The organism is Agrobacterium tumefaciens (assembly GCF_017726655.1).
GTDB classification, from domain to species: domain Bacteria; phylum Pseudomonadota; class Alphaproteobacteria; order Rhizobiales; family Rhizobiaceae; genus Agrobacterium; species Agrobacterium tumefaciens_B.
The window spans coordinates 320,063-343,830 of record NZ_CP072308.1; the positions used below are offsets into that span (position 1 = coordinate 320,063).

At 57.4% G+C, this 23,768-nt stretch carries 27 protein-coding genes and 1 tRNA gene; 18 read left to right on the forward strand and 10 right to left on the reverse strand.

Going from position 1 to position 23,768, the window contains the following annotated elements; genetic code table 11:
• The first annotated feature begins 8 nt into the window (after window positions 1–8).
• The 8 genes from AT6N2_RS01690 to AT6N2_RS24095 all read left to right on the forward strand — a co-directional run bounded on the left by AT6N2_RS01690 (window position 9) and on the right by AT6N2_RS24095 (window position 10,797).
• On the forward strand, window positions 9–2,354 hold the full coding sequence (locus AT6N2_RS01690; RefSeq protein WP_209087962.1) for a phage tail length tape measure family protein: 2,346 nt from the start codon (window positions 9–11) through the stop codon (window positions 2,352–2,354).
• A gap of 3 nt (window positions 2,355–2,357) precedes the next feature.
• Window positions 2,358–3,002, forward strand: a complete 645-nt coding sequence (locus tag AT6N2_RS01695) for a hypothetical protein (protein WP_209087965.1) — start codon at window positions 2,358–2,360, stop codon at window positions 3,000–3,002.
• A 330-nt stretch (window positions 3,003–3,332) separates the two neighbouring features.
• Window positions 3,333–4,001, forward strand: coding sequence for a hypothetical protein (locus tag AT6N2_RS01700; RefSeq protein ID WP_209087968.1), 669 nt, complete (start codon window positions 3,333–3,335; stop codon window positions 3,999–4,001).
• On the forward strand, window positions 4,001–4,429 hold the full coding sequence (locus tag AT6N2_RS01705) for a GNAT family N-acetyltransferase (RefSeq protein ID WP_209087971.1): 429 nt from the start codon (window positions 4,001–4,003) through the stop codon (window positions 4,427–4,429). The genes AT6N2_RS01700 and AT6N2_RS01705 overlap by 1 nt, the downstream gene beginning before the upstream one ends.
• Window positions 4,430–4,463: 34 nt before the next feature.
• A complete protein-coding gene (locus tag AT6N2_RS01710; protein ID WP_209087974.1) occupies window positions 4,464–6,953 on the forward strand; it encodes a phage tail protein in 2,490 nt (829 codons plus the stop codon).
• Entirely contained in the window at window positions 6,950–8,494 is a 1,545-nt protein-coding gene (locus tag AT6N2_RS01715; RefSeq protein ID WP_209087977.1) for a hypothetical protein, read from the forward strand. Before AT6N2_RS01710 ends, AT6N2_RS01715 begins: the two co-directional genes overlap by 4 nt.
• A 9-nt stretch (window positions 8,495–8,503) precedes the next feature.
• The gene (locus AT6N2_RS01720; RefSeq protein WP_209087981.1) at window positions 8,504–8,713 is read left to right on the forward strand and encodes a hypothetical protein; all 210 of its coding nucleotides are present in this window, start codon (window positions 8,504–8,506) and stop codon (window positions 8,711–8,713) included.
• On the forward strand, window positions 8,713–10,797 hold the full coding sequence (locus AT6N2_RS24095) for a hypothetical protein (protein WP_233282462.1): 2,085 nt from the start codon (window positions 8,713–8,715) through the stop codon (window positions 10,795–10,797). The genes AT6N2_RS01720 and AT6N2_RS24095 overlap by 1 nt, the downstream gene beginning before the upstream one ends.
• A gap of 63 nt (window positions 10,798–10,860) precedes the next feature.
• On the opposite strand, the gene AT6N2_RS01730 is transcribed toward AT6N2_RS24095, so the two are convergent.
• A complete protein-coding gene (locus tag AT6N2_RS01730) occupies window positions 10,861–12,102 on the reverse strand; it encodes a methyltransferase domain-containing protein (RefSeq protein WP_209087984.1) in 1,242 nt (413 codons plus the stop codon).
• Between the two features lie 380 nt (window positions 12,103–12,482).
• On the opposite strand from AT6N2_RS01730, the gene AT6N2_RS01735 reads away from it, so the two are divergent.
• The 3 genes from AT6N2_RS01735 (at window position 12,483) to AT6N2_RS01745 (ending at window position 14,107) form a co-directional block, all read left to right on the forward strand.
• The gene (locus AT6N2_RS01735) at window positions 12,483–13,409 is read left to right on the forward strand and encodes a glycoside hydrolase family protein (protein ID WP_209087987.1); all 927 of its coding nucleotides are present in this window, start codon (window positions 12,483–12,485) and stop codon (window positions 13,407–13,409) included.
• A 165-nt stretch (window positions 13,410–13,574) separates the two neighbouring features.
• Window positions 13,575–13,766 carry a hypothetical protein gene (locus tag AT6N2_RS01740; protein WP_146175682.1) on the forward strand — a complete coding sequence of 64 codons (192 nt, stop codon included), beginning with the start codon at window positions 13,575–13,577 and terminating at the stop codon, window positions 13,764–13,766.
• A complete protein-coding gene (locus AT6N2_RS01745; protein ID WP_209087990.1) occupies window positions 13,763–14,107 on the forward strand; it encodes a hypothetical protein in 345 nt (114 codons plus the stop codon). The genes AT6N2_RS01740 and AT6N2_RS01745 overlap by 4 nt, the downstream gene beginning before the upstream one ends.
• A gap of 65 nt (window positions 14,108–14,172) precedes the next feature.
• Here the strand turns inward: AT6N2_RS01745 and AT6N2_RS01750 are convergent, their stop codons facing one another.
• From AT6N2_RS01750 to AT6N2_RS01780, 7 genes are all read right to left on the reverse strand, one after another.
• A complete protein-coding gene (locus tag AT6N2_RS01750; protein WP_209087994.1) occupies window positions 14,173–14,733 on the reverse strand; it encodes a hypothetical protein in 561 nt (186 codons plus the stop codon).
• Window positions 14,734–14,849: 116 nt separating this feature from the next.
• Window positions 14,850–15,272: a hypothetical protein gene (locus tag AT6N2_RS01755; protein WP_233282463.1), complete on the reverse strand. Its 423-nt coding sequence runs from the start codon at window positions 15,270–15,272 to the stop codon at window positions 14,850–14,852.
• A 253-nt stretch (window positions 15,273–15,525) separates the two neighbouring features.
• The gene (locus tag AT6N2_RS01760; protein ID WP_209088000.1) at window positions 15,526–15,828 is read right to left on the reverse strand and encodes a hypothetical protein; all 303 of its coding nucleotides are present in this window, start codon (window positions 15,826–15,828) and stop codon (window positions 15,526–15,528) included.
• A 44-nt stretch (window positions 15,829–15,872) separates the two neighbouring features.
• A complete protein-coding gene (locus tag AT6N2_RS01765) occupies window positions 15,873–16,091 on the reverse strand; it encodes a hypothetical protein (RefSeq protein ID WP_209088003.1) in 219 nt (72 codons plus the stop codon).
• Window positions 16,092–16,248: 157 nt separating this feature from the next.
• Window positions 16,249–16,908: an SOS response-associated peptidase gene (locus tag AT6N2_RS01770; RefSeq protein WP_209088005.1), complete on the reverse strand. Its 660-nt coding sequence runs from the start codon at window positions 16,906–16,908 to the stop codon at window positions 16,249–16,251.
• A gap of 2 nt (window positions 16,909–16,910) precedes the next feature.
• The gene (locus AT6N2_RS01775) at window positions 16,911–17,387 is read right to left on the reverse strand and encodes a hypothetical protein (protein ID WP_209088007.1); all 477 of its coding nucleotides are present in this window, start codon (window positions 17,385–17,387) and stop codon (window positions 16,911–16,913) included.
• A complete protein-coding gene (locus tag AT6N2_RS01780) occupies window positions 17,377–17,577 on the reverse strand; it encodes a hypothetical protein (protein ID WP_022556386.1) in 201 nt (66 codons plus the stop codon). The genes AT6N2_RS01775 and AT6N2_RS01780 overlap by 11 nt, the downstream gene beginning before the upstream one ends.
• A 347-nt stretch (window positions 17,578–17,924) precedes the next feature.
• On the opposite strand from AT6N2_RS01780, the gene AT6N2_RS01785 reads away from it, so the two are divergent.
• The 7 genes from AT6N2_RS01785 (at window position 17,925) to AT6N2_RS01815 (ending at window position 22,805) form a co-directional block, all read left to right on the forward strand.
• Window positions 17,925–18,620, forward strand: coding sequence for a S1C family serine protease (locus tag AT6N2_RS01785; protein ID WP_233282464.1), 696 nt, complete (start codon window positions 17,925–17,927; stop codon window positions 18,618–18,620).
• A 235-nt stretch (window positions 18,621–18,855) separates the two neighbouring features.
• Complete coding sequence (locus tag AT6N2_RS01790) at window positions 18,856–20,091, forward strand: hypothetical protein (protein WP_233282465.1); 1,236 nt, start codon at window positions 18,856–18,858, stop codon at window positions 20,089–20,091.
• A 211-nt stretch (window positions 20,092–20,302) separates the two neighbouring features.
• Complete coding sequence (locus tag AT6N2_RS01795) at window positions 20,303–21,196, forward strand: hypothetical protein (protein WP_209088009.1); 894 nt, start codon at window positions 20,303–20,305, stop codon at window positions 21,194–21,196.
• A 79-nt stretch (window positions 21,197–21,275) separates the two neighbouring features.
• On the forward strand, window positions 21,276–21,533 hold the full coding sequence (locus tag AT6N2_RS01800) for a hypothetical protein (protein ID WP_209088011.1): 258 nt from the start codon (window positions 21,276–21,278) through the stop codon (window positions 21,531–21,533).
• Window positions 21,530–21,808 carry a hypothetical protein gene (locus AT6N2_RS01805; RefSeq protein WP_209088013.1) on the forward strand — a complete coding sequence of 93 codons (279 nt, stop codon included), beginning with the start codon at window positions 21,530–21,532 and terminating at the stop codon, window positions 21,806–21,808. Before AT6N2_RS01800 ends, AT6N2_RS01805 begins: the two co-directional genes overlap by 4 nt.
• Window positions 21,805–22,116 carry a hypothetical protein gene (locus AT6N2_RS01810; RefSeq protein ID WP_209088015.1) on the forward strand — a complete coding sequence of 104 codons (312 nt, stop codon included), beginning with the start codon at window positions 21,805–21,807 and terminating at the stop codon, window positions 22,114–22,116. The genes AT6N2_RS01805 and AT6N2_RS01810 overlap by 4 nt, the downstream gene beginning before the upstream one ends.
• Window positions 22,113–22,805 carry a deoxynucleotide monophosphate kinase gene (locus AT6N2_RS01815; RefSeq protein ID WP_209088016.1) on the forward strand — a complete coding sequence of 231 codons (693 nt, stop codon included), beginning with the start codon at window positions 22,113–22,115 and terminating at the stop codon, window positions 22,803–22,805. The genes AT6N2_RS01810 and AT6N2_RS01815 overlap by 4 nt, the downstream gene beginning before the upstream one ends.
• A gap of 409 nt (window positions 22,806–23,214) precedes the next feature.
• Here the strand turns inward: AT6N2_RS01815 and AT6N2_RS01820 are convergent.
• Window positions 23,215–23,291: transfer RNA gene (locus AT6N2_RS01820), tRNA-Arg, on the reverse strand.
• 42 nt (window positions 23,292–23,333) lie between these two features.
• On the reverse strand, window positions 23,334–23,639 hold the full coding sequence (locus AT6N2_RS01825; protein ID WP_063948763.1) for an ETC complex I subunit: 306 nt from the start codon (window positions 23,637–23,639) through the stop codon (window positions 23,334–23,336).
• Window positions 23,640–23,768: the final 129 nt, after the last annotated feature.

Genomic DNA, 23,768 nt, shown 5'->3' on the forward strand with positions numbered 1-23,768 from the left:
ACACCGACTTGGCCGGTAACAACAGTGATGATCTGATTATCTCAATCAGCACCGACCTTGCAACCGTAAAGCGTGCGCTAAATCGGCTGGTGTCGGACGTGGGCGCGGCATCCAACGGCATCGAGAAACGTTTTGCCGCAACCGGAAAGTCGATCAACAATTCGCTCACCACCTCGATGCAGGATCGCATCAACAGTATGGTGGGCATCGGTACGACGGCAGCAAAAGAATGGAACGGGGTTCTCGCGGATCAGCAGAAAGAGCTTGATCGCCTCCGCGCCAAATACAGCCCGTTGTTCGCAACAATTTCGAATTATAAGAACGCGGTCGCCGAAATTCGGCAGGCCCATGCCGCCGGCGCAATTTCCGCCAACGAGATGGCGTCTGCGATTCAGAGGGAGCGACAGGCGGCACTTGCGTCGACCGCGGCCATTAAGGGTCGCAACGCCGCGCTGAAGGCTACGGTCACGACGAGTAGCGGCAACAGCTTCAATACCGCAAACATTGCCGCTCAGTTCCAGGACATCGGCGTGACCGCAGCGATGGGGATGTCTCCCATCCAGATCGCCCTGCAGCAGGGCACCCAGCTTTCGGCCGTCCTGCAGCAGATAAAGGATAGCGGGCAGGGTGTCGGCCAAGGTCTTGCGGCTGCTTTCGCGTCGGTGATTTCTCCGTTGTCGCTGGTAACGATTGGCGTCATCGCCGCAGGCACAGCAGCATTTCAGTACTTTTCGACGATTATGAGCGAAGGCGATAAGTCCGCCGAAGTGCTCAAAGAGCAGGCTGCGCTGATTGCTGCGGTCGCCGAACGTTGGGGCGATGCAGTTCCTGCTTTGCGTGACTACGCCGACCAGCTCAAGCGCGCGCAAGACAATGCCGACCTCACTAAGGGCGCCGACATTGTCAACACCAACACGCTTGCTGACGTCCGCAAGGAGGTCGAAAGCACGCGCGCCACCATTGCTGACCTGGTTTCGCAACTTCAGTCCGCAGGCGAAGAAGCTGACGTTATCAAGAACCTCCAGTCCGCATTCAATGACTTTGCGAAAGCGGCTGAAGAAGGCAAAGCGCAGACAGAAGATGTCGACCGTGTGCAGGCCGCTCTAAGTGCGGCGATCAACAGCACTGGCATTCCGGCACTCGCTGAGTTCGCTAAATACTTCTCCACGCTGTCGGCGGCAGCGCTGACTGCCGCGGATAGCGTCCAAAAGGTCAATGAGGTCACCTCCGTTGCGACCTCTAGGATCAATGATCCAAGGACGTGGCGCGGAGCAGGCCAGCAAGATTCCCAATTCGGCGCCGACGCCACAATCCAAGGAACGCAGTTTCCACTACCGGATAACGGGCCCACGCCAGAACGGCGCCCGTCCGATCTGGACACGGACAAAAACAGAGGGTTCGGCACACCGAAGCGGGCAAGGGCTCCGCAAAAGACTGCATCCGACCGCTTCGCCGAAGATCTTCAGGCTGTTCGAGACAGGACTGAGGCGCTGCGCCAGGAGATGAACCTTATTGGGCTGTCCAATGAGGCTCAAGTTAAGCGCCGTACAGCGCTAGACCTGGAGCAAAAGGCGCTGTCTGATCTTCGCGAAGAGGCGCGCAAGAAGGGCGAAAAAGACCTGGAAAGCATCAAGCTTTCGCCCGATAAGATTGCCGCAATCGAGCAGGAGTCTGCTGCATATGCGCGGCAATCTGAGGCGCTTAGAAAAGCGCAAGAGGAACAGCAGAAGCTGAATGAGTGGAACAACGTCGCGAGAGACGCAACGCGCGGATTCATCGACGATTTGATCCATGGCGAGAGTGCCGCGGATGCATTTGCTGGTGCGCTCAGCCGGATTGCAGATGCCCTGCTGGACGATGTGCTCAATAGCATCTTCAAGGTCAACAGCGCGGCTGGCGGCAGTGGCGGGCTTCTAGGCGGACTGCTCGGTCTTTTCGGCGGTGGGGCTTCTCGGTACGCAGGGCTGTCAGGTGGCCTCTTCTCAGAAGGCGGATTCACTGGTCCGGGTGGCAAATACCAGCCAGCCGGCATCGTACACAAAGGCGAGGTCGTGTGGTCGCAAGCCGACGTGGCGCGGGCCGGGGGAGTAGGAGCAGTTGAAGCACTTCGCAAAGGCTACGCCAACGGCGGCCCGGTCGGGATCTCGGTTCCGAGTGTACCGAGCTTGCGGTCAATGTCCGCGCAATCTGCCGGCGTCGTCGTCAACTTCAACCCAGTCGTCGACAACCGCGGCGCATCTGTTGAAGCCGTCGCTCGACAGGAAAAGGCGCTAGCCAAAATGCAGGGCGAATTACAAAGCCGCGTTGAGGCCGCCGTTCGGTCGGCTCAGAAACGAAATGTGAAGTTGGGGTGAGTAATGACAATCACATATCCGCTCCCAACTTCGTTTTTCGACGAGTTCCCAGGCTGGTCGACTGAGTTCAATCTGCTTTGGCGGCAAGAGCAATCGCGCACTGCTGGCGGCCGGACTGTCGTCAAGGACATGGGCTCGCCGCTCTGGCAGATGACTTCGCAGTCACGCTCGATGAAGCCGAACGAACTGGACTATTGGCGTGCGCGGCTCACGAGCTTGGAAAACGGGCTCAAGACGTTCCGCGCATTCCCGAAGTCGCGCTGTTTCCCGGTGGCTTATCCGAACGGTAGTTGGCCAACCGGTAGCGCGTTTAGTGGCGTAGGGCAGGTGGCTACGATTGCGAGTAACCGCAAGGCAATCTCGCTGTCAGGCCTTCCCGCTGGCTACAAAGTCACAGTGGGCGATTACATCCAGATTGGCGACAAAGACCTTCACATGGTTATGGAGCCCATGACGGCCAGTGGCGGCGGCGTGACAACGCAGGTTGAGGTCCGCCCCCATCTGTGGGCGGGGGTGGTGGCACCTGTCTCCGCTACGCTGGTAAAGCCTTCCTGCATCATGGCGATCGTGCCTGGTTCGATCTCGACGACAGCCGACATGGCAACGGGGCGCGGCACGGTCACGTTCCAGGCGATTGAAGCCCGGTAGTCACTGGAGCTTTACACCAAAATGTGCGGCGATCATTTTCGACTCACGCGTGCCCTTCGCAACTTCACGATCAAAGCACTTCGCGTACTGATCGGTGCCCTTCTTGTCACGGCAATACCTCTCGGCGTTCCTACTGACTGCTTTCCTCCAGTCAAACGGCTCTGACTTCACGATCGGTCCTTGCTGGCATGCGGTCAGGTACGCAGCCGATAGCGCTACTATTAAGTACTTCATGAAATCCCCCAGTGACGGCGGGATTATGCTCAACTTTAAGTCTGTGTCTAGGCCGCTTCAGTGGCTTCGCTGCCGCTAAGTTCCCATGGGAAATCAATGAGAAACATCTCAGCAGAAAACCTTGCTGCGCTTGAGGCGCGGCAACTGGTGGCGCGTGACTTCCTCTGGTTCGTTGCGCGCGATAGAGCGACTGGTGCGCCGGTTACGGATGGCATGTGGTCGGACGTCGGAAACGTCACCGCTGCCATTATTCACCCAGATACAGGCTTGCCCGTCACTCGTGACTGGTACGGCTCCGGCACGCTGGTACAGATTGATGACATTCCGCTCGTCGCCAACCTCTCGGTGCAGAACGTCAACATCCGCCTGTCTCAGGTCAGCGAGCACGTCCAGACGCTGGTGAGGCAGTATGATTGCCGTCAGGCTCGCGTCGAGATTTACCGAGGCCTGTTTGATCCGGACAGCCGCCAGATGGTGGCGCCTGCCGAATGCCGCTTCGTTGGCTTCGTGGATACCATCACGATCAACACGCCTTCCGAGAATGAGGAAGGCAGCGTGACGATGGTGTGCGCTAGCCACACGCAGGAAATGACACGGTCTAACCCGTCGACGCGTAGTCATGCCACGCAGGTGCTGCGACAGGCCGGGGATGCATTCTACACAGATGCTGACACCTCGTCGGAGTGGGAGTTCTTCTGGGGCTCTGAGAAAGGCAAGGTCGCGACCGAGCCGAAGAAGCGGAAAAAGTTTTTAGGTTTGTTCTGATGGACGTCCGCTTCGCTACTGCCGAGGATCGCGACCGTGTTGTGGGGCTCCTGCGCGAAAGCCATGACGCCGCAGGCTTCACCTTTCCATTCCAGGCGGCATATGCCGATCGGCTGTTTCAACATCATCTGGTGTCAGACAAGGCTTGTGTCCTCGTTGTCGGCAATCCGGCGCAGGGCGTCCTTATGGCCTGTGCATTTGAGCACCCGTTCGGCGCTGGTCGCATTGCTAAGGAAACAGTCTGGTACGTCACTCTATCGGCACGCGGTCGGGGCGCGATGAGGATGCTCGATGCCTATGAGGCGTGGGCCCGGTCTGTCGGTTGCGTCTCTGCTGGCATGGCGTCGCTGGCAACAAATGACATCTCAAGTCTTTACGAACGGCGCGGTTACAGCGCTGTCGAAACACACTTCATGAAGCCGCTCTAGCGGCCGCGCGTATCGCGCATCCCAAGGAAAATCGATGGCTATTTTCACGGCGATTGCTTCTGTTTTTACGGCCGTGTCTGGATTTATCGGCGGACTTGGCGCTGTCGGCGCATTCCTGCTGAAGACCGCCGTCGGCGTCGGCCTCAGCCTTCTGGCGCAATCGCTCGCTGGCAAGCCAAAAGATCCGACGTTCTCCATCAACGGCACGCTACAGGGCGGCGGCGATGTTCCGCGCTCCTTCATTCTGGGGCGCACCGCGACCGCTGGCTCGCTCGTGTTCGTCAACACCTGGGGTAATGACGGCGACACGCCGAACGCCTATCTGACGCAGGTCATCGCGCTGTCGGATTTGCCTGTGCGTGGCCTTGCCGAGGTCTGGGTCAACGGTGAGCGCGCCACTCTCGGCGGTCTGACGGATCGCGGTTACGCGGTCAACGAATATGCGGACAGCCTCTGGATCAAGTTCTACGACGGCACGCAGACGACGGCCGACAGTTTCCTGTTCACATCCGTATCGAACGGAAACAGATGGTGGAACCCGGATCGCATCGGGCGCGGCGTTGCTTATGCCATCGTGACGGCTCGCGTCTCGAAGAACATGTTTTCAGGCGTGCCGTCCTTCAAGTTCGTGCTCGAAGGACTGCGGCTCTACGATATCTCGCGCGACAGCACGCAAGGCGGCGTTGGTCCGCAGCGCTTTGCCGATCCGGCGACTTGGGGCGGCGACGGTGATTTCCTGCCTGCCGTCCAGATCTACAACCTGCTGCGTGGCATCAACTATAACGGCCAATGGTTCTATGGTCTGCAGAACATGGCCGCCGCTCGGCTGCCTGCCGCAGCGTGGATTGCGCAGATCGAGAAGCATCGCGCCGGTATTCAGGAATCAACCGGTTGGGTGAACACCTACCGCAGCGGCGGCGAGATACAGGTTGACGCACCGCTGACCTCCGCCGTCGAGGCATTGCTGACGGCGTGCCAAGGCCGGATTTCGGAAGTCGGCGGCGTCTACTATCTTCATTCAGGTGCGCCAGGTGCTCCGGTCATCAACTTCACCGACGATGATATCCTGTCGACGGAGGAGCAGGAATTTACCCCGTTCCTCGGTCTGGCTGACACCATCAACGGCATTTCCGCCAACTACCCTTCGCCGGCCGACGGTTGGGTCGCCAAGACAGCACCACCGCTTTACCGGCCGGACTTTGAGGCAAGCGACGGTAATCGCCGCCTGATGGCCGACGTCGATCTGAACTTCGTTCCTTACCCAGAGCAGGTTCAGCGGCTGATGAAATCGGCGCTTGAGGAGGCTCGCCGCTTCCGCAGGCACACGATTGTGCTGCCGCCGAAGTTCTGGGCCTATGCAACGCCGGGAACGGTGTTCTCGTGGACGTCCGACCGCAATGGCTACGATGCAAAGCTGATGCGGATCGATGGTGTTGCTGACCGCGCCAACCTTGATGTGATGATCGATATCACTGAGGTTGATCCTGCCGATTACGACTGGAGCAGCGATACCGAGTTCAAGCCGCCGGTTGACGGACAGCTAGGCGTCATTCGTCCAACGCCGCAGCCGATCATCGAATGGTATGCCGAACCGGCGACGGTTAAGGACAGCACTGGTCAGGACCGACGGCCAGCAATCCGCATCACGTGGGATAACAGCGACGGACGTCTCGATGATGTCATTGGCATCGAATACGAGGTGCGACTACAGGCAACGCTTGAGCGCGTCACTGAAGGCCGGACAGATCAGCCGCAGGTCGGCTCGATGCTCATCTCGCAAAGCCTGTTGCCGAATGAGAGCTACGTTGTCCGTGGGCGTTACATCCCCGGCGGTGACAGGCCGGTGCTTTGGTCTGGCTTCATTCCGGTCATCACTCCGAACGTGCTGCTGTCGGATGCTGACGTTTATGTCGACATCGACCTGACCGGCGTCGAGGACATGCTGGGCTGGCTGCGCGACAGCACCAGAACGGCTCAGGATGCCATTGAAGGGCTGATCGCTTCTCAGATGGAGCTGGCAGCGGTTGCCTACAAAGACACCCGCAATCTTGCGAGAGAGTTGTCTGTCGAGCTCGGCGCAGCGCGCGCCGAGTATCGCGAGGACATCCAGCTTGCCGTTAACCAGACCATGGCCGTCGCCGGCAAGGTGGAAACACTGACGGCGGCGCTGGGCGGCAATACCGCGTCGATCAACATCGCATGGGCTGCTGTCGCTGCTCCATCGGGGTATGCGGCGCGTTACGGGATTATTGCTGCCGTCAATGACGAGCAGTACCGCTCTGCATCGTTCCTCATGGACGTGCCTGCAAATCCGGCGCTGCCGACGCGTGTCCTGATCAGGGCCGGACAGTTTCTGGTGTTCAGCGACGATCTCGCGAGTACGAGGCAGCCGCTCGTCTTCCAGAACGGCGAGCTGACGTTGAACGTCGCCAACATCGGGACCGTCAACAGCGGCATCATCAACAGCCTTAACGGCAAGATGACCATCAACCTCAACAACGGCACAATGGTGATACGTTCGTGACGCAGACACTGATTGGCATCGATAGTACGGGTACAGGGTGCCTGAAGATAACCAAGGGCAACCTGGACCCGATTACCACGCCCGATTCAGATGCCGGCGCCTTCCTCTATAACTCAAAGTTCTCAGTCAACCCCACGATCAACAGCTACACGCGTGAGCCCTTTCGCGGTGGCGAATATAACTATCCTCCTGGCTCTTCGCCGCAGACGGCGACGTTTCGATCGTGGCAGAGAAACACGTCGTTCGCGGTGAATGACGTCTTTTACACACGGTTCAATTTCCCGTCTCTGAACTACGATTTCCCGCTGTTTTCGGTGCTTCAGCGAAACGTAGCAGACGGATATTATGACTTTGGCGGCGTCATCACCACGACGAACGGTTATCAGAACACAGGCATACGAACGGCAACAAAGCCGTACCGTGTGAATGGAGTCTTCGGCTGGAAGCAGAACGCGCAACTGAACTCGATTTATCAGGCCGATCTCACCTATTCGAATGTTCTGGACTTCGTGAATACATACGATGCCTCGGAAGGCTCGTCGTCGATCTACAGCTACCTGACGAATGATCTGCTCATCTGGAACCTGCCGGGGGATGGGGCAGGTATTATTGATGCGCCGGCGCTGTCGCCCGTCCCAGGCATGAAAGCGATTTCGCTGACGTCGGCAGGGCTCAGGGTTGCCAAGCCGGGATATGATGTTGACACCGCGATCGGCACGCAGCTGGCATTCGATAGCAGCCGGTCAACCTCGAAGATTGTCGCTGCCGGCGATATCGATATCCCGTCTGGGTTTTCGACCTATACGCTTCCGACATTCGTGCCAGACACGACCATCTGCGAGATCAACTTCTATCAGGGCGGTCAGGTCTTCTACCCCACCAACCCCAGAGAAACGCCGATCGGCGCGAGGTGGAAGGTTCAGGGCAACCAGATCCTGTTCTCCAACGCCAACGAGGCATGCCGCGCGAGGTTCATGATCATTGCCTTTGACGACACGCCGCCGACGTCGGGAAACAACAACGTCCTCAGGCAATTTACGGAGAATGGCCAGAACGTCGTTCAGTTCTTGAGGCCGGGGGCAGGGGATAATCCGAGCTTTGCTGACATCGTCATCGATAGCCGATATCCGGCGATCAGGCTGCTGAGCCAAGGCTACATTGGCGTAGGTGACGGGGCGCAGGTGCATACGGTCGGGATAGACACGACCAGCTTCTACCCCATCGTTCGATATATGACCGTGCATAGCGGCTACGGTGGCGTCGCCGGCGGGACGAACAGCTTCTCCAAAAGAGTTTGCCCGCCGATCACTGCCAAAATCCGACGCGCTGCGGCGTCCGGCGGTACGGGCTGGTTCGATGCCGGCGACAGCACTTACTCGGTTATCAACAGTAATTCGGTCCAGTTCTACACGTTCAGGGGAAACCCCGTCAGAACCTACTATGCGACCTCCAACGATTATCAGAGCGGGAAAGTCACCGACGAGCCAATTCAAGGGCAGATCGAGGGCATCCGCTACTACATCTTCGGCATCCCGAAATAGGATCAATCAATGTCAGCAAATAACCAGATGCAGGTTAGCGTCCTCGTCGCCCTGCAGGAAGTGGAAGTGCGCGAAGAATTCCTCAAGCAGCGCACGCTCCTGCTCGCCCAGCATGTCGCGATGCTGAAAGAGGAACAGAAATCCCTGCTCGACAAGATCAGCGGCCTTGAGGCCGATCTGCGCGTTGCGCGTGGGGAAATCGATGGAGCATCCGAATAATGGCTACGGTCACATGGTATGGCGACGGCACGGCAACCGTCGCAGTTGGCTCTCGGACCGTGACCGGCACGAACACAGGCTGGCTGACGGAAGTTGCCGGCCTGACGCCAATCAAGGCTGGTGACAAGTTCGGTATTCACGTCGGCCGCCCTATCGTCATCGAGAAGATCATCAGCAACACAGAACTTCTGCTTGCCGATGATTGGCCTGGGCCAGCCCAGACGGACGCACCCTACAAGGTCGAGCTGACCTCTCCCACGATTGCCGCGGTTGAGGCTATGCGTCGGCTGCTGGCGTCGTTGTCCAATGGCAATCTCGAAAGCCTGTCAGAAATTTCTGTCGGTACTGACGATATTCCGATCGGTATCGGGCCGGGTGTGTTCGGAGTCGTGAACAAGTACACCTTGAAGGATGGCGTTCAGTTCAACGTGGCAGTTCCGAACATTGCTGGCCGCGCGGCATACAACGGCTCTGCTGCTGGCTTTCGTGTGCTTGTCGCAGATATTGGTGATGGGCGCACAGCGCTCTACATCAAGAACTCGGCGACGTCAGGCGACTGGAGCGTCCCTTACTACATCACTGGCCCTGTCGGGCCTGCCGGCATCAACCAGCGCGGTAATTATAGCGCAGGCACGGCTTACGCGATCCGAGATATCGTCCAGTATGGCGGTTCAACTTGGATTGCCAAGGTTGCTACGAGCGGCAACGCGCCTCCCACGCTCCCGACGACCGAGAACACGCAGTGGCTCTTGTTCGCTCGCTCTGGCACGGCTGGTGTTGTCGATCGTGGCGCCTATAGCGGTGCAACGGCCTACGCCGCGAACGACATTGTCCTCGACAATGGCTCGACGTGGATTGCGCTTCAGCCGACCACGGGCAATGTGCCACCAGTCCTGCCAGCCGAAAGCAACGCATATTGGCGGCTGTTGGCCCGCAAGGGAACGGACGGGACCGGGACGGGCGATGTTGTTGGGCCTGCTGGCGCAGCGGACCTTAGGGTGGCTGTCTTCGATGGCGCCACCGGCAAGATCATCAAGGATAGCGGCGTAACCGTTCAGGATTTGCGCGGTGTGAACCTGTGCTACAATCCTGGTTGCCAAGTCTGGCAGGCGAGGACATCAGTGCCGGCAATGCCCCATCGCACACCGCTTGCGGTTGGGTTTCTCTACGGCAAGAGCGGAACTGCCGTCGCGGTGACGGGTGAGCGATCAACTGATGTTCCTGATCCGAGTGTGCCGTACTCGATGAAACTGACAGTGACGGCTGGGGCAACCTCACTTGCGGCCGACACTGAGAACCACATCAGATGGGCGATTTACGGTCGGAAGCTTAAGCCGTATGCGTCGACCAACATGAAGGTCAAATTCTGGGTCAAGTCTTCGGTGGTCGGAACGTATTGCGTTACCGCGATCAACGAGACGCGGGACACGCATTTCGTCCGCGAATATGCGATAAACGCCGCGAACACATGGGAGGAGAAGGAACTAACATTTCCTCTCGGCTCAAAATCCGGCACATGGAACCTTGACGACGGCTACGGTGTAGGCTTCAGATTCTGTCTCGTTTCCGCATCTGGGATGCAATCAACAAAGGACGCATGGAACGCTGGCAACAAATCCGGGACATCATCCCAAGTTAACTGGATTGCCACGGTCGGTAACACATTCTTTTTGACAAAGCTGCAGATATCGCCAGAGGTTACTGGGCAATTCGTACTCCCAGACATCGAGGCGGTGATGAGTGAGTGTGACCGAGAATACATTGTCATTAAGCAAGAAAGCGGAGGCGTAAACGTTTCGTTTGGATCTTCGCCAGGGACAACTTCGGTTAACTTCGACATTCTCCTTCAAAGGCAGATGTACAATCCTCCACTCATCAGCTTCGTAGGATCGCTAAACAGTGATGTGTTAGTTCAATCAACCAACGGAGGGGCGAGCGTGACAGTCGCCAATTTGCAATCATTTCAGAGAAGCAAGCAGGTGGCTAAATTCTCTCTTGATGGCGCGTTTTCAGCGGGGGCGATGTATAACCTTCGCTTGCAAACTGCGACTGCGGCGCTTGTAGTAGACGGTCATCTGCCGTAGTCCTTACGACCAGGGCGGTGGATGCCTCGTCCTGGTCGTTTCATATCCGATTGTTACGGTCTCTTATTCGGGTTCCGCAGCTTTGACTCTGCTGAAAATCAACAATTTTCGCCCTGCAATTGGTGATGCGTGGGTGACGTGGGTGAATTCGCCGAGATCGCCAACAAGCCGGCTCAGCGCCGCTTCTGTGAAGACGAATGTTTGATCGACCCTATGCGAGCTGACGCCAACTATCGGCAAATGTTCGAAGTCACCTTCGAACGGCTGCAAGCTTTGAAACAGATTGTCGGCCAGAGTGGGGTACTCGATGATCAGTCGATCGGCGGTGGCTTCAACGGCTTTCGCAAGGAAGGACTTATAGTCAGCGACGTGGTGCAGCACGTTGAGAACCAGCACGTCGTCATATTTCTGCGTAATGGGTGCGCTCAGGAAGTTTTCCATCCTGATGTCCGCTCGGCTATGCAAAAGCTTTGAAACCGCAACCGCCGCGCTCCATCGGGTATGGTTTAGTTCCACGCCCATGAGCGTATCGGCTCCATACCTCTCGTAACGGAATAGAAAGTCCCCCGTCGCGCACCCGATATCAAGGACGCTTCTACCAGCAAACGATCGGTCACGAAGGAGGTTGAACGTCTTCACACGCCCATCGGAGACGTGCCCATAGTTTCGGTTTGTTGACGTAACGCCCCGCGGCATGACGAGCTTTTGATAGTCGATGCCAGGCATCTCATTCACTTGGTTCACGTCGTCTTCGAGCGGTGTCGAGATAAACGATCCACGAAGGTTGTGGTGAACCATCGTCCTGTCGCTTGGAAGGAACGTCCTAGCATCGCCACCAAGTTCCCGGGAGGAATAGAGAACCTCGTAGGGGATGCCACGCTGTTCGAGCATGTCAAACGTTCGCTCATAGAGAGCAAAGAAGTCAACTGAGGCAATGATTTTTGACCATAGCACCTGATCGTAGCCGTTCTTCTGGCCGGCGGAAATCTCGATATGCTCTCGCGTATTTGCCCGGTCAAGCAACTCCTTGGTCGGCGCGACGATGACGACTGCCTTCGTTACGCGTTCAGAGGTGATGATATCTCCGAGGATCCGCTCACTCAGTAAATCCCATTCTCGCATCTCATCGTTTGCAGCGTCGGTAACCAGACGATGATGCAGCAGATTGTAATGGATATAGCCGTTCGCTGGGACGTCGCGTTTACTCGAAATCTGCGATCCAAAAATCGCCTTCTCGCCTTTGGCTTGCGAGGAAATGAATGTTGACTTGCCCGCGTTCGACGGACCCAGAACTAAAACTGCCATATCGTACCCTCTTCGATGGACGAGGAGTCATACATGTGCGTCTAGAATCAGACAACCTGCCGGGAAACGAATCTTTCACTCTCTAACGTCTGTTGCGCGCGGACGCCGTATTGGCGGGCCGGCGAACTGACTCATGGTGCAAAACAAAAGAGGCCCGTCGCTCCGCCAAGCGCCAGGGCCTCAATACCGCAGCCTGTTTCAGGGGACATGCGGCTCTTTAGCTATATCGGCCAGCCACCACGCTATCAATAGAATCAAAAGACCCGCGCAACTGGGGGACGGGTTTGCGCGGGTCTTTAAACCATGAACTGGGGACATGGTGGCTGAGTAACGCGCCTCCTGTCCGAATGTTCCAGCCTCATCCCAACTAGGACAACCAAATGCCAATCACCAAAATCTCCACACAGGGGAGGGCTTTCGTGCGTCTGCATGAGGGCAATCCACTAACCGCCTATCTCGATCCCGTCGGGGTGCCGACTATCGGGACCGGTTTCACGATGCGAAGCGATTCCGTGCGCCGCGAGCTGGCCAAGATTGGCATCACTAAGCTTGTGCCAGGCAAGACCAAGATCACGGCGGCCCAGAGCGACGCTATCCTCGATGCCGTGCTTGCCGCGGAGTACGTGCCTGCCGTTGTTGCCAGCTCGCCTGGCGATCGCAAGCAGCACGAACTCGACGCGGCCGCTTCTGTCACGTTCAATCTGGGCGTCGGCGCCATGAATTGGACGTGGGCAGATTATTGGCGCAAAGGCCAGATCAAGAAGGCCGCCGCGCATCTCGCCGCCAACTACAACACGGCGAAAGGCAAGAAGCTGCCGGGCCTCGTGCGCCGCCGCAAGGAAGAGGCTCTGCTTTTCGAAAAGGGCATCTACACCGGAGTAGCTAGCGCGACGAGGGAGGCGACCGCCGAGCCGCCTGCGCAGCCTGATCCGGTTGTTAAGGAAGCGCAGGAGCTGCTGACCGCGGCGGGTCTCAATCCCGGCGCCATCGACGGCTGGATGGGCGAGAAGACAAAGGCAGCGGTGATTGCCTACCAGAAGGCGCACCCGCATTTGATCGCCGATGGCATCATCGGTCCTGCTACACTCGCGCAGCTGCGGCGCGACGCCGCGGCCGCAAGGGAAGCTGTAACGAAAGGTGTCGGCTCAGCTGCAAGCTCAGGCTTGCTGGCTTTCGTGGCTGGCCTCCCTTGGGGCTGGATCGTCGCCGGTGTTGCCGTGGCTGCTGTTGCCTATGTCGCCTATCGCAATCGCGATGTCATCTCTCGCCGGTGGAATAGCTGGCGCGGCAAGGAGGTGGTGGTTTGATCCTCTTGTGGGCAAAATTCAAAGGCTATCTAGCCGCAATCGGTACGGCGCTCGCGATCATCGCGGGCGTCTTTTTGTATGGCCAGAGGGCAGGGCGCTCCGCGGCAAAAGACGAACAGGCCGCAGCGAATGCCAAGGCCATCAAGAAGGCCGGGGATGTTGAAAATGAAATCAGGAATCTGGATGACGCTGGCGTTAATGACGCTCTTGGCAAGTGGATGCGCGACAAGCGGTAGCTACTGCGATATCGCTCGCCCGGTGCGTCCTTCTGTCGATGACCAGATGACGCCGGAAACGAAGCGGCAAATCCTCACCGAAAACGAGAAGCTGCAGAAGCTGTGCGGGGTGAAGCCGTGACTGGCCCCGAGATCATGGCTGTGGGCGGATTCTTCGTTCTGCTGTTTGGCTTCTTCTTCGGCCTGTGGAAGTACGTTGACGCGAAGATCGGCGCAGCAAAGACGGAGGCGGCGGGTGCAGCAGCTGCCGCCCAGGCGCTGGCATCGCTAGCAAGGGAAGAGCTGGCTCAGCACCGCCTCCATGTGGCCGAAACGTACGTTTCCAAGTCCGGCCTTCGCGAGCAGACTGAGCAGATCATGGGCGCTATCGGCGCAGTGAAGGACGCCGTCGACAAGATGACCATGCGCGTTGACAGGATCGTTGAAAATCAGTCGAAGCCGCGCGCGACGAGGGCGGGGTAGACAGCTTGTTCATGCATCGACCCGACGTTTGCGTTCAAGGATGTTTCTGAGCGAGGACCACAAATCTAGCTCAATACTGATGGGGGAACGATACGAGTCGGCCACGTCATTGGATCGACAGGAATTGAGCCACCGATATCCTCACTATCAACGTGGAGGAGTGTCGTGTGGATTTTCTTCTGCAATTGAATACGGAAGGCTTTTCGAGCGTCTTTGACGTGACGGCTAAGGATTTTTGTGTCAGCGGGACCGGAGTTTTCGGATAGGTACCTTGCAACGTAACAGCATCGCACGACCTCATCTAGAAGCTTAGGGCGAAACCCTTTGTGCAAAGCCGTAGGATGAACGTTAGGAAAGAACATGCGACCCTGCTCCACCAGAGCGCTCGCTTTCCATGCGACGCGTCGGGATGCTGCTTTCACAGCATTGTCCTGTCCCTCGATTGAGCAAAGAGAATACAGCTCCGCCATCATCTCCATCACCTCGAATCCCCAGCTGGTCAGGTTGATATCACGCTTGCGGCTTTCGCCGCGGACGGTGAGATACCACTGTAATATTCCCCATAAAAAGACCGATAGAGCGATGCTGATATTTGCAAGCTCTAACAGGTTTTCTGCGATATTCACGTGCTACGTCCTTATTATCTCAGTGTCTTTTTGCCTGGAATCGGCTGTTCACGACATAAGTGTTTCCGCTGCGGGTTTTGCCGCGTCGGCAGATTTACTAGGTCGCCGTTACCATTTCACCAGCCGCCAGGCCGCGACATCGCGCTTCGATGGCCACACAGGCTGCCGTCGGCGGCACGGTCGTAATAGGAGTAACAATTTCCGGGGTAGTTTCTTGTCGGGTAGCCGCCCCCGCAATTGTTGTTCGCGCATACGGCGACTGCGGTCCCGACCAGAGCGACAGCAACCAAAGCCGCCGCCGCCGCATCTTGATTCCTCACCATTTCTGGACATTGATAAAACTGCACGCCTCGCCGGTTCAGTTCCTTTGCCAGGTCCTGCTGAAAGACGGGATCTTGGCTCTGAAGATATGTCCGACAGAGCGTCGGCTTATCGACCGACTTAGGATTCGCGTTAAATGCTTCACGCGAAGTGGTGCATGCACCCAGGGCGCACGAAATGAGCAGGGCGACAAGCACCCTCAAATAATTGATTGTCAAGAAAGCCCCCAATAAAGTCCCCGCGAATACAAAAACACGCAGTGAGATTGGAGTCGAGTCTACTCAACTAGAATTTTTATTAGGAAGGCCGATTACGCCACTGAAAACGTCACCAGCCCAACGAGAAACAATATAACAAGAGGGACCATCACCCTGCGTACTTTCCGCTCCGTCTCATTCTTCGGTTTGTTGGCGCCGCCAAACAAGCTCCCCAAGAGGGACTCAAGAAAGCATCCGAACATAGCAAACCTTTTCAACGCGTTTCATTCTGCTCTTTTTCCGCTTTCTGTTTCATCGACTCCCTAATGCTCACACATGCGTGGAACAGTAGCGATACGAAAAATCCTACGAAGGCCAGCGACGAGTAGCCTAACATCCGATTGGAAACGTTGTACCAGCCTGCAAGCAAGGCGCCGGCGTGAAGCAGCATCAGAACCAAGAAGGCTATTTGAAAGCACACCGCTGCTTTCCAGAATCCCGATGTACCAGCGATGTAACGTACCAACCAAGATGACCCGCTTTTCGGGCCGTCAGTTTCCCCTGTCGGCTCGGACATTGGCTGCTGCTCCCATTTCTCACATCGGGGTCGGTCCAGAATAGTCAGTCTCCCACCACCTTCAAATCCGGCGGCGCGCCTTCTGCCCTAAACGTCCGGATATCGAACTGCTTCATATCTCCGCGTGACGTCAGCATCGTCAGCTCCAAGATTTCCACATCGAGGCCACTCTTGTGAAGATCCCTCACGGCGTCGTTCAACTGGCGCAGGGCCATGGACAGGCGCTGCTTTGCGTCTTTCTGTCGAGTGATACGAGTGATCATCTGGGTGGCTCCTTGTGCGGATAATGCTCCCAGCAATGCCAGGATGACTTTTCGACCTTGTTTCGGCTAAAGCCGAAGCCTCCCCATTTACGACAGCCCGGATGCTCGCACCAGTGATTCTCGTGGATGCCGTCGCCGGCCTTTTTGGTCTGGTCGCTCATAGAAGGGAACCTTGCTCGTTCTGCTCCTCGACAGGCAGCAGCACAAGCCCGTCGTCAGGCAATGGACGCTGAAGCACCTTGGCTTCCTCCCATGGCGCGGTTAGCCACGTTTCTACTTCATCTTTGCTAGTCAGTATGACCGGCATCGCCTTCGGGTGGATCGGCTTCACAATACCATTCGGATCGGTTGTGAGGAAAGCAAACAGCTGATGGTCTCCCTCGCGCGGGTTCTTCATCGATCCGCGCACGCCGTGCCAGTCGGTCCAAATGCCAGCAAAGAAGGCGAGGGGCGTTTCCTCGTTCAGCGCAAACCAACGCTTTGTTTTCCGCGGCTTGGTATCCTCCCACTCGCAGAACGTTGTCCACGGGACCACGCAACGATTTTCCGGCCGAAGCCATCGGCGCCAGTGCGGCGATGTCACGTTGCGGATGTTGGTCACGCCTGTATCTGGCTTTCCCTGCGTAACGAACTGAGGCGACGGCATGCCCCATGTTAGTCCGACGAGCTCCCGGCCGGTTTCGCCATTGCGCACCACTGGCGCCGGTCGATCAGGGTAGACTTCGACATCCGGCTCCAGATTGAGCCGCTCCTGCATGGCGCCCACGATATCGCGGATCGATTCCTGATTGGTCTTCACGCGGTATAGGTTACACATCCTCACCTCGGCATCTTGGCTATGGTGATCTTCACATCACCCTTGACGTTGCACCGTTTGCATTTCAGTCGCTTGGCTATCTCGTCTACCGTGGTGTCGGTTTTGGCTGCACGGTTCAGTTGCCAGTGCGGGATATTTGAAACGTGGCCACAGTAGTTGCACTTGGCAACGACAATCTCCCAGTTTCGAATTTCCTTCACTCTAACGGCCGGCAGCGTCGCTTGTTTCAATGCATCGATCTGACTGCCGGCGCGCGCGTGGTAATGAAGCATGCAGCGGCCTGAAAAGCCCTCCATCGGCCTAGCGCATTTGATCACTTCTTGGGAAATGCGCCGCAGCATCGTCGGCATCGACAGATCGCCAAATTCGACCATTAGCTCGGCCGAACTAATGAATTTCAGCAGCTCGCATTCCTCACATATGACGCCGACAGGCTCGCCGCCGTAGTCCGAAAGCAGATAAGCTCCTTCACCTGGCATTTCTGTCGGCGTCCGGCTTCCATCCTCTCGTGAAGCCGGTTCCCATCGCTGCGGTCGCCAGCGCAAGCTGCAGCCGCAAGTGCTGGATGTCTTCCATCAGCGTCTCAATCGCGGCGCGGCTATCGCCGTCATGCCATGCAATGATGTGGTCAACCGGATCAGCTTGCGGTTCTCTTGAATTTGGGCGCACAGGACTATCCTCTGGTGGTGTCTGCTAGTCGCTCAAGCTTCCAGCCGCATGCAGGCGGACTAGCAAAAAGCTTTGCTGCCCGCTGATCCAGCTTTGCTGCAGCGGCGATTTTAGCGTGGGCAAAGGTCGGCGCGCGTACTGTTACGATCCAGCGCCCAGCCTGAAATCTGTACTGTTTCATTGCTTGTGTTCGCATCTTGTGAGACATGATGTTCTTATTATGTTCTCATACTCCAAAGAGTCAATCGGGATTCTGAGTCGGTCGCAAATCTTGACAAATTTGTAAAAACAGTATAGCTTGATTGTCGGCCTCACCAGCCGCTCGGCAACCGACCGAGACCACCACATTGGCGCACGGTCGCCAGAAAGAGGGGATAATCATGCTTAGACGATTCCTGCGGCGTATTTTGTCGCCACGCGCATTCCTCGTTGCTTTATTCCTCGTCATCGCCGCGACCTCTGCGGCCGCCTATGCGCTCCTGCCTCCACCAACACCCGCAGCAACCGAAACGGCCACCGTTAAGATCGTCGTCAACGACGGCCACGGTTCCGGCGTCCATATCGGCGACGGCTTTATAGTCACTGCTGCGCACGTCGTCGGCGACGCGAAAGAAGTCCAGCTAAAGGCGAAAGGTGGCCCTCTTCGCAAGGCCGATGTCCTTTGGATCAACAAAGCCAATGACATTGCACTGCTGCGCACGTCGTCGGACGGCCTCGGCGTCGCAAAACTGGCCTGCCACGCTGTGAATGTTGGCGATCCTATCGTTGCTTACGGCAATCCTCTGAAAATCGAATTCGTTGCCGCATACGGAAAGATCGCTGGCGAGTCCCGCGAAACAGGTCCTTGGAAATCGGTCTATGTGACAGACATCACAACTGTGATGGGCCAGTCAGGCGGACCCGTCTACGCAGACAACGGCGACCTGATCGGCATCACTGTTGGCGTCATGGCTGCGCCTATTGGCTTCTCAGGCTCGCTGGTTGGCTATGGCTATGTCGTGCCTTCGACTGCGGTTTGTGAGTTGCTGGGGAGGGTGGGGTGAAGCGGAGAGAAGTCGAGCAGCAGCTGCGCCTGATGGAGCATTGCAGACACCTGTCTTACGAGGCAGAGACGAAGCGAGAGGAGGCTCGCCTCATAAGGCAATACAACATGATGTGGCGCGCGATAAAGCCGTACGTCGAAGGAAAGAAGCCATACAGCGACGAAGCGCCAACTCTCCTTTAACTTTTCCACGGCCGCCCACCAAGCGGCCTTCACCACCACATCGAGGAGACTGCATGCCTCTACCCATAGAAGAACTACGCCGAAGAGCCGACGCCTACAAAGAGCACGGCACGCTGAAGAAGGCCGCCGCTGCACTAGGCATCAAGAAGTCTGCGCTCTCTGAAAGCATACGCCGAGCCGCTGAGGTTGGCCTTCTCGGCACGGAGCCTGTCCTGCCTGGCTTCCGCATCAGCAAGATCAGCAACACGCCGAGCGGCACGTTCATTCAGCAGACGCAAGAGCGAGGCGAGCGCTTTGAAGTGCCTGCCGGCCACGTCGTCAAAGGCGTGTCTGCGCTCGTCGATGCTGAAGGGCGCGTTATCCAGCAGTGGCAGAAGACGGCGGTGGAGCAATCGCCGGTCGATGTTGCCGCCATACTCAAAGAGGCATTTCATGACGTTCAACCCGCCGAGCCTGTCGCCGTTCCGGCACAGGTTTACGATGATCTGTTGACGCTGACGCCACTTGCAGACTGGCATATCGGTCTTTTCTCATGGCATCGCGAGACAGACACGAATTGGGATTTGAAGATCGCGGAAAGCGTCATCGGCTCTGCGATTGAAGACCTAATCGCGCGAACGCCCCCATCCGCCAACGCTATCGTCTTAGGTGGCGGAGACCTGCTCCACTCGGACAACAACGAGAACAAGACAGCGCGGTCTGGCAACGTTCTTCAGGTCGATGGGCGTTACCAGAAGGTGCTGATGACAGCATGCCGCCTAGTCGTTCGCTCGATCGATGCCAGCCTCAAGCGCCACGGCCACGTCACCGTCCGCATCCTGCCCGGCAACCATGATGAGCATGCCTCGGTAGCTGTCGCGTACTTTCTCCTCGCTTGGTATCGCAATGAGCCGAGAGTGACAGTTGACGTAGACCCGTCGCTGTTCTTCTGGTTCCGTTTCGGCAAGGTGATGATTGGCGCCACCCATGGTCACACGGTCAAGCTCAAAGACATGGCGAGCATCATGGCACACCGCCGTGCCGAAGACTGGGGCGCAACTCGCCACCGCTTCGTCCACGGCTTCCACATCCACCACTCGAGTAAGTTTGCGTCCGAGGGCGGCGGGGTGATTTCGGAATCGCACCAGACGCCGACGCCGCAGGATGCGTGGCACTTTGGCTCGGGCTTCCTGTCTGGCCGGTCGATGCAGTCGATCAGCTACCACAAGGAGTACGGCGAAGTTTCGCGCGTCCGCGTGGCGATGATGGATGCCGCGAATGATAATGAGCAGGTGAGGGCGGCGTCTTAAATATTGGCGGGGGGAGCGGGATTCGAACCCGCGCTACCCTTACGGGCAGGATCGATTTTCAATCGACTGCCTTCAACCACTCGGCCACCCCCGTCGTCCGAAATATCTGGGTCGTTGCTGCGGAGGTTTCAAGTCAGACTTTCGGTAAAAATGTCCACCTACCGCCAGCGACCAACTGGCGGTGAACCACCACACCACTGAGGAGATGAGAATGGGTTCAGTTACCAGAGAATTAGCGCGACGCAGGATCGATAAGCTCCTGAACGAGACGAGGGCCGAGGTCGGCGTCGCCACCACCACCACCACCTTTGGCCCGCTCGACAAGTACGTGGCCGCGAATGACAACGTGCCGCAGCCCAACGACAAGCTGCGGCGGCTCTTAAAAAGCCAGCTGACCGACGACGAGAAAGTCGAACTCGACGAAGCGATGTTTGCGGCGCCCATTAAAACCGCGATTGCAAAAGAATGGAATGGCGATGGACCGAAGGAGTGGGTGGAAGGGCATTTGATTCCCGACTGCAACGACCCTGCATCGCGCGGCGTGTTTGTGCCCGCCGAACCACCCCGCGCCGGCGACTTCATGCAGACCTTCACCGGTCGCAAATACTGGCCGATGTCTCCGAGACCGCACGAAGTCTACATCGAAGACATCGCCCATTCGCTCGGCCTGCAATGCCGCTACGCAGGGCACTGCATCAAGTTCTACAGCGTCGCCGAACATTCAGTTCTGATTGCCCGTCACCTTGCAGCCAAGCACGCGCCGGAGGTGGCTTTGGCTGGCCTTCTGCACGATGCGCCCGAAGCATACTGCGTGGACATTCCACGCCCTCTCAAGCCGTACCTGACGAACTATCGTGCGATCGAGCAAGACAACTGGCTGGCTGTTGCTGCTCGGTTTGGTTTGCCGAAAGAGTTGCCGCGCGAGGTGCATGACGCCGACAACCGCATCATCGCCGATGAGCTGGTGAATCTGCGCGAGATGCCGTGGCACGCGCGCTACGCCGGCAAAGAACTTGGCGTGAAACTGCGGTATTGGTCGGCGGAGGAGGCGGAGCTTGAGTTCCTGGCGACGTTTGATGCGTTGATGGCGGGGAGGGCGGCTTGATGTTCAGAGACGATGAAATCATCGTCTGCTCTCTGGCCATAATTGTTTTTGTGATCGCGCCGTTCTTGCGGGGGTGCGCATGAAACTATCAGTCACCGAAAAACTAACGCTCAACGCTTGGGCTAACTGCGAAGTCGGCTTTGGCTTTGGATTTAAGGTTGCGGCCGAGCGCTCTGGGGTTCCCAGCCATCAGATCCGTAGGGCTGTGCGGGCGTTGGCGAGGAAGGGTGCCCTAGAGTTCCAGAGAACCCTCTTCGATGAATACGACGGGGCTATGGTTGGGGCAGGGTATGTTCTCACGGAGTCCGGCCTGAAGAGCTTGGAGCAATCAACATGACCATCAAACCCGGCGACGAAGTCGTCTGCATCGACGACACCACCCTTCCAGAGCAATACCTCGGCATTCGTGCCGGGGAGACTTATGTTGCAACGTGGGTGGGCATGTGCCGCACGTATCTCGGCGGCGACTACGCTGGCATCAGGCTGGCTGGCGTAAACCGCGGCGTGTGCCCGCAATTCGGCGAAGAGGATCCACCGTTCGCGCTGCGCCGGTTCAGGCCGGTGGTGAAGCCGAAGGTCAAGGAAGAGAAGAAGGTTGAGGAGACGGTATGAGCGAGATGATTGAAAGGGTGGCGCGGGCGATTTTTGCAGACTACCACCGGCAAGGCATCAACCACGATGATTTCGATGTGTTGCTGCCGTCAATTCAAGACAGCCTCAAATCTGTAGCCCGCGCAGCCATCGAAGCCATGCGCGAACCCACCGAGGCGCAGCTTGAAGCCGCCGAAGACATCGTCGTCGGTTTTGATGACTTCGCATGTGGCGACGGCAACATTTATCTCGGCATTCCAGGTTATCCGCAGAAGGCACGCGACGTTTGGACTGCCCTTATCGATGCAGCACTGAAGGAGAAGGCATGACCATCACATCCAAAGACACAGGCTGCCTCACAGCCGTACCGGCGAATGATAACGTGCCTGCCGAGTTGCTTGCGCTCGGCGCAGCGATCGGCAAGGCCAGCACAACTATTCTACCACCCGTCATCGCTCTCACTGGCCTAGCTGGCAGCGGCAAGAGCACGGCCAGCAAATACCTGGTCGAGACGCACGGCTACCAACTGGTGAAGTTCGCAGGGCCGCTGAAAGATATGCTGCGGGCGATCGGGCTTGGTGAAGGTCACATCGAGGGAGCGCACAAAGAGACCGACCTTGCGATGTTGTCGGGACACACGCCAAGGCACGCGATGCAGACGCTCGGCACAGAATGGGGCCGTAAGTGCATGGGTGATGACTTCTGGGTCAATCTCTGGCGATCGCGCGCGGATGGCGTGCTGGCATTCGGCGGCCGCGTCGTCGTCGATGACTGCCGATTCCAGAATGAAGCCGACGAGGTGCGCAAGCTTGGGGGGTTGTTTGGCAGCTTGTCGGTCGTGGCGGGATTGCTGGCATCCATGAGAGCGAGGCGGGGTGTGGCCGTCCGGATATCGAGATCCACAATACCGGGGAAATCGTGGATTTGCATCGCCAGCTTGATGCTTTCCTGCATTGGCACTTGGAAGATGCGGCTTGAAAGAAAAAAGGCCCAGCCTAGCGCTGGGCCTTCTTCTTAGAAAAGCCTGCCGAAGATCGTCAGGATAGCAGCCAGGTTGACACTTAGGTCAACTGCTACCCGGATGTCTCCGGTAGACTTGCTGGCTTCGAGTGAGAACTTAGCCTTCATAGGCTTCTCCTACTCGGGTGTGGCAGACTGCTACTTAACCGCTTTCCACACCAAACCCAGCCATGCTTGGGGGGATTATTTTACGCCATCGGCTCCCCCTCGGGCACGCGGCTCTTTCCTTGTTGATGTGAATCTAACAGTTCGGCTGCGCGTTTGCCAGTCCCCTATCTAGTAACCACCGGACATTATGCCGTCGCATAAGTTGCACCACCAGAACGCCCGCAGAACGAATTCTGCAAACTGCGCCAGAAAACTGCAAACTGGTGATTCAGGAAATGCCGCTAAGTGTTTGAAATAATTGGCGACCCCTGCAGGACTCGAACCTGCGACCTACTGCTTAGAAGGCAGTTGCTCTATCCAGTTGAGCTAAGGGGCCGTCCTGCCGGGCAGCGGTGCTGCCGGCGAAAACTGCGGTGTTTCAGTGCGTCCAGGGCTGGGTGCGGTTGAAACGGAAATTATCGGTGTAGGAAACCACCTGGCGCGCTGCTTCCTTCGGCTGGATCACGCGGTATTCGATGCCCTTGCGCTGGGCATAGGCTTCGGCCTGTTCCTGCGTGTCGAATGTCAGCTTCACCTGCTGCTTCATGTCGGAACTGGAGGTATAGCCCATGATCGGATCGATCTTGCGCGGAACCTCGGCGTCGAATTCCAGAACCCAGACATTGGTCTTCGCCTTGCCGGATTGCATGGCGGTTTTTGCAGGGCGGTAAATCTTCGCAGACATGTCGAAACTGCTCCGGTTGACGAATGGGGCATATGACCCCGAAATTATCCATCACGTACCTGAATAGAATAACCAAATCGTGTCAGGAACGTTGAATTTGAAATGGACTGACTTCAGTTGAGAGTCAAG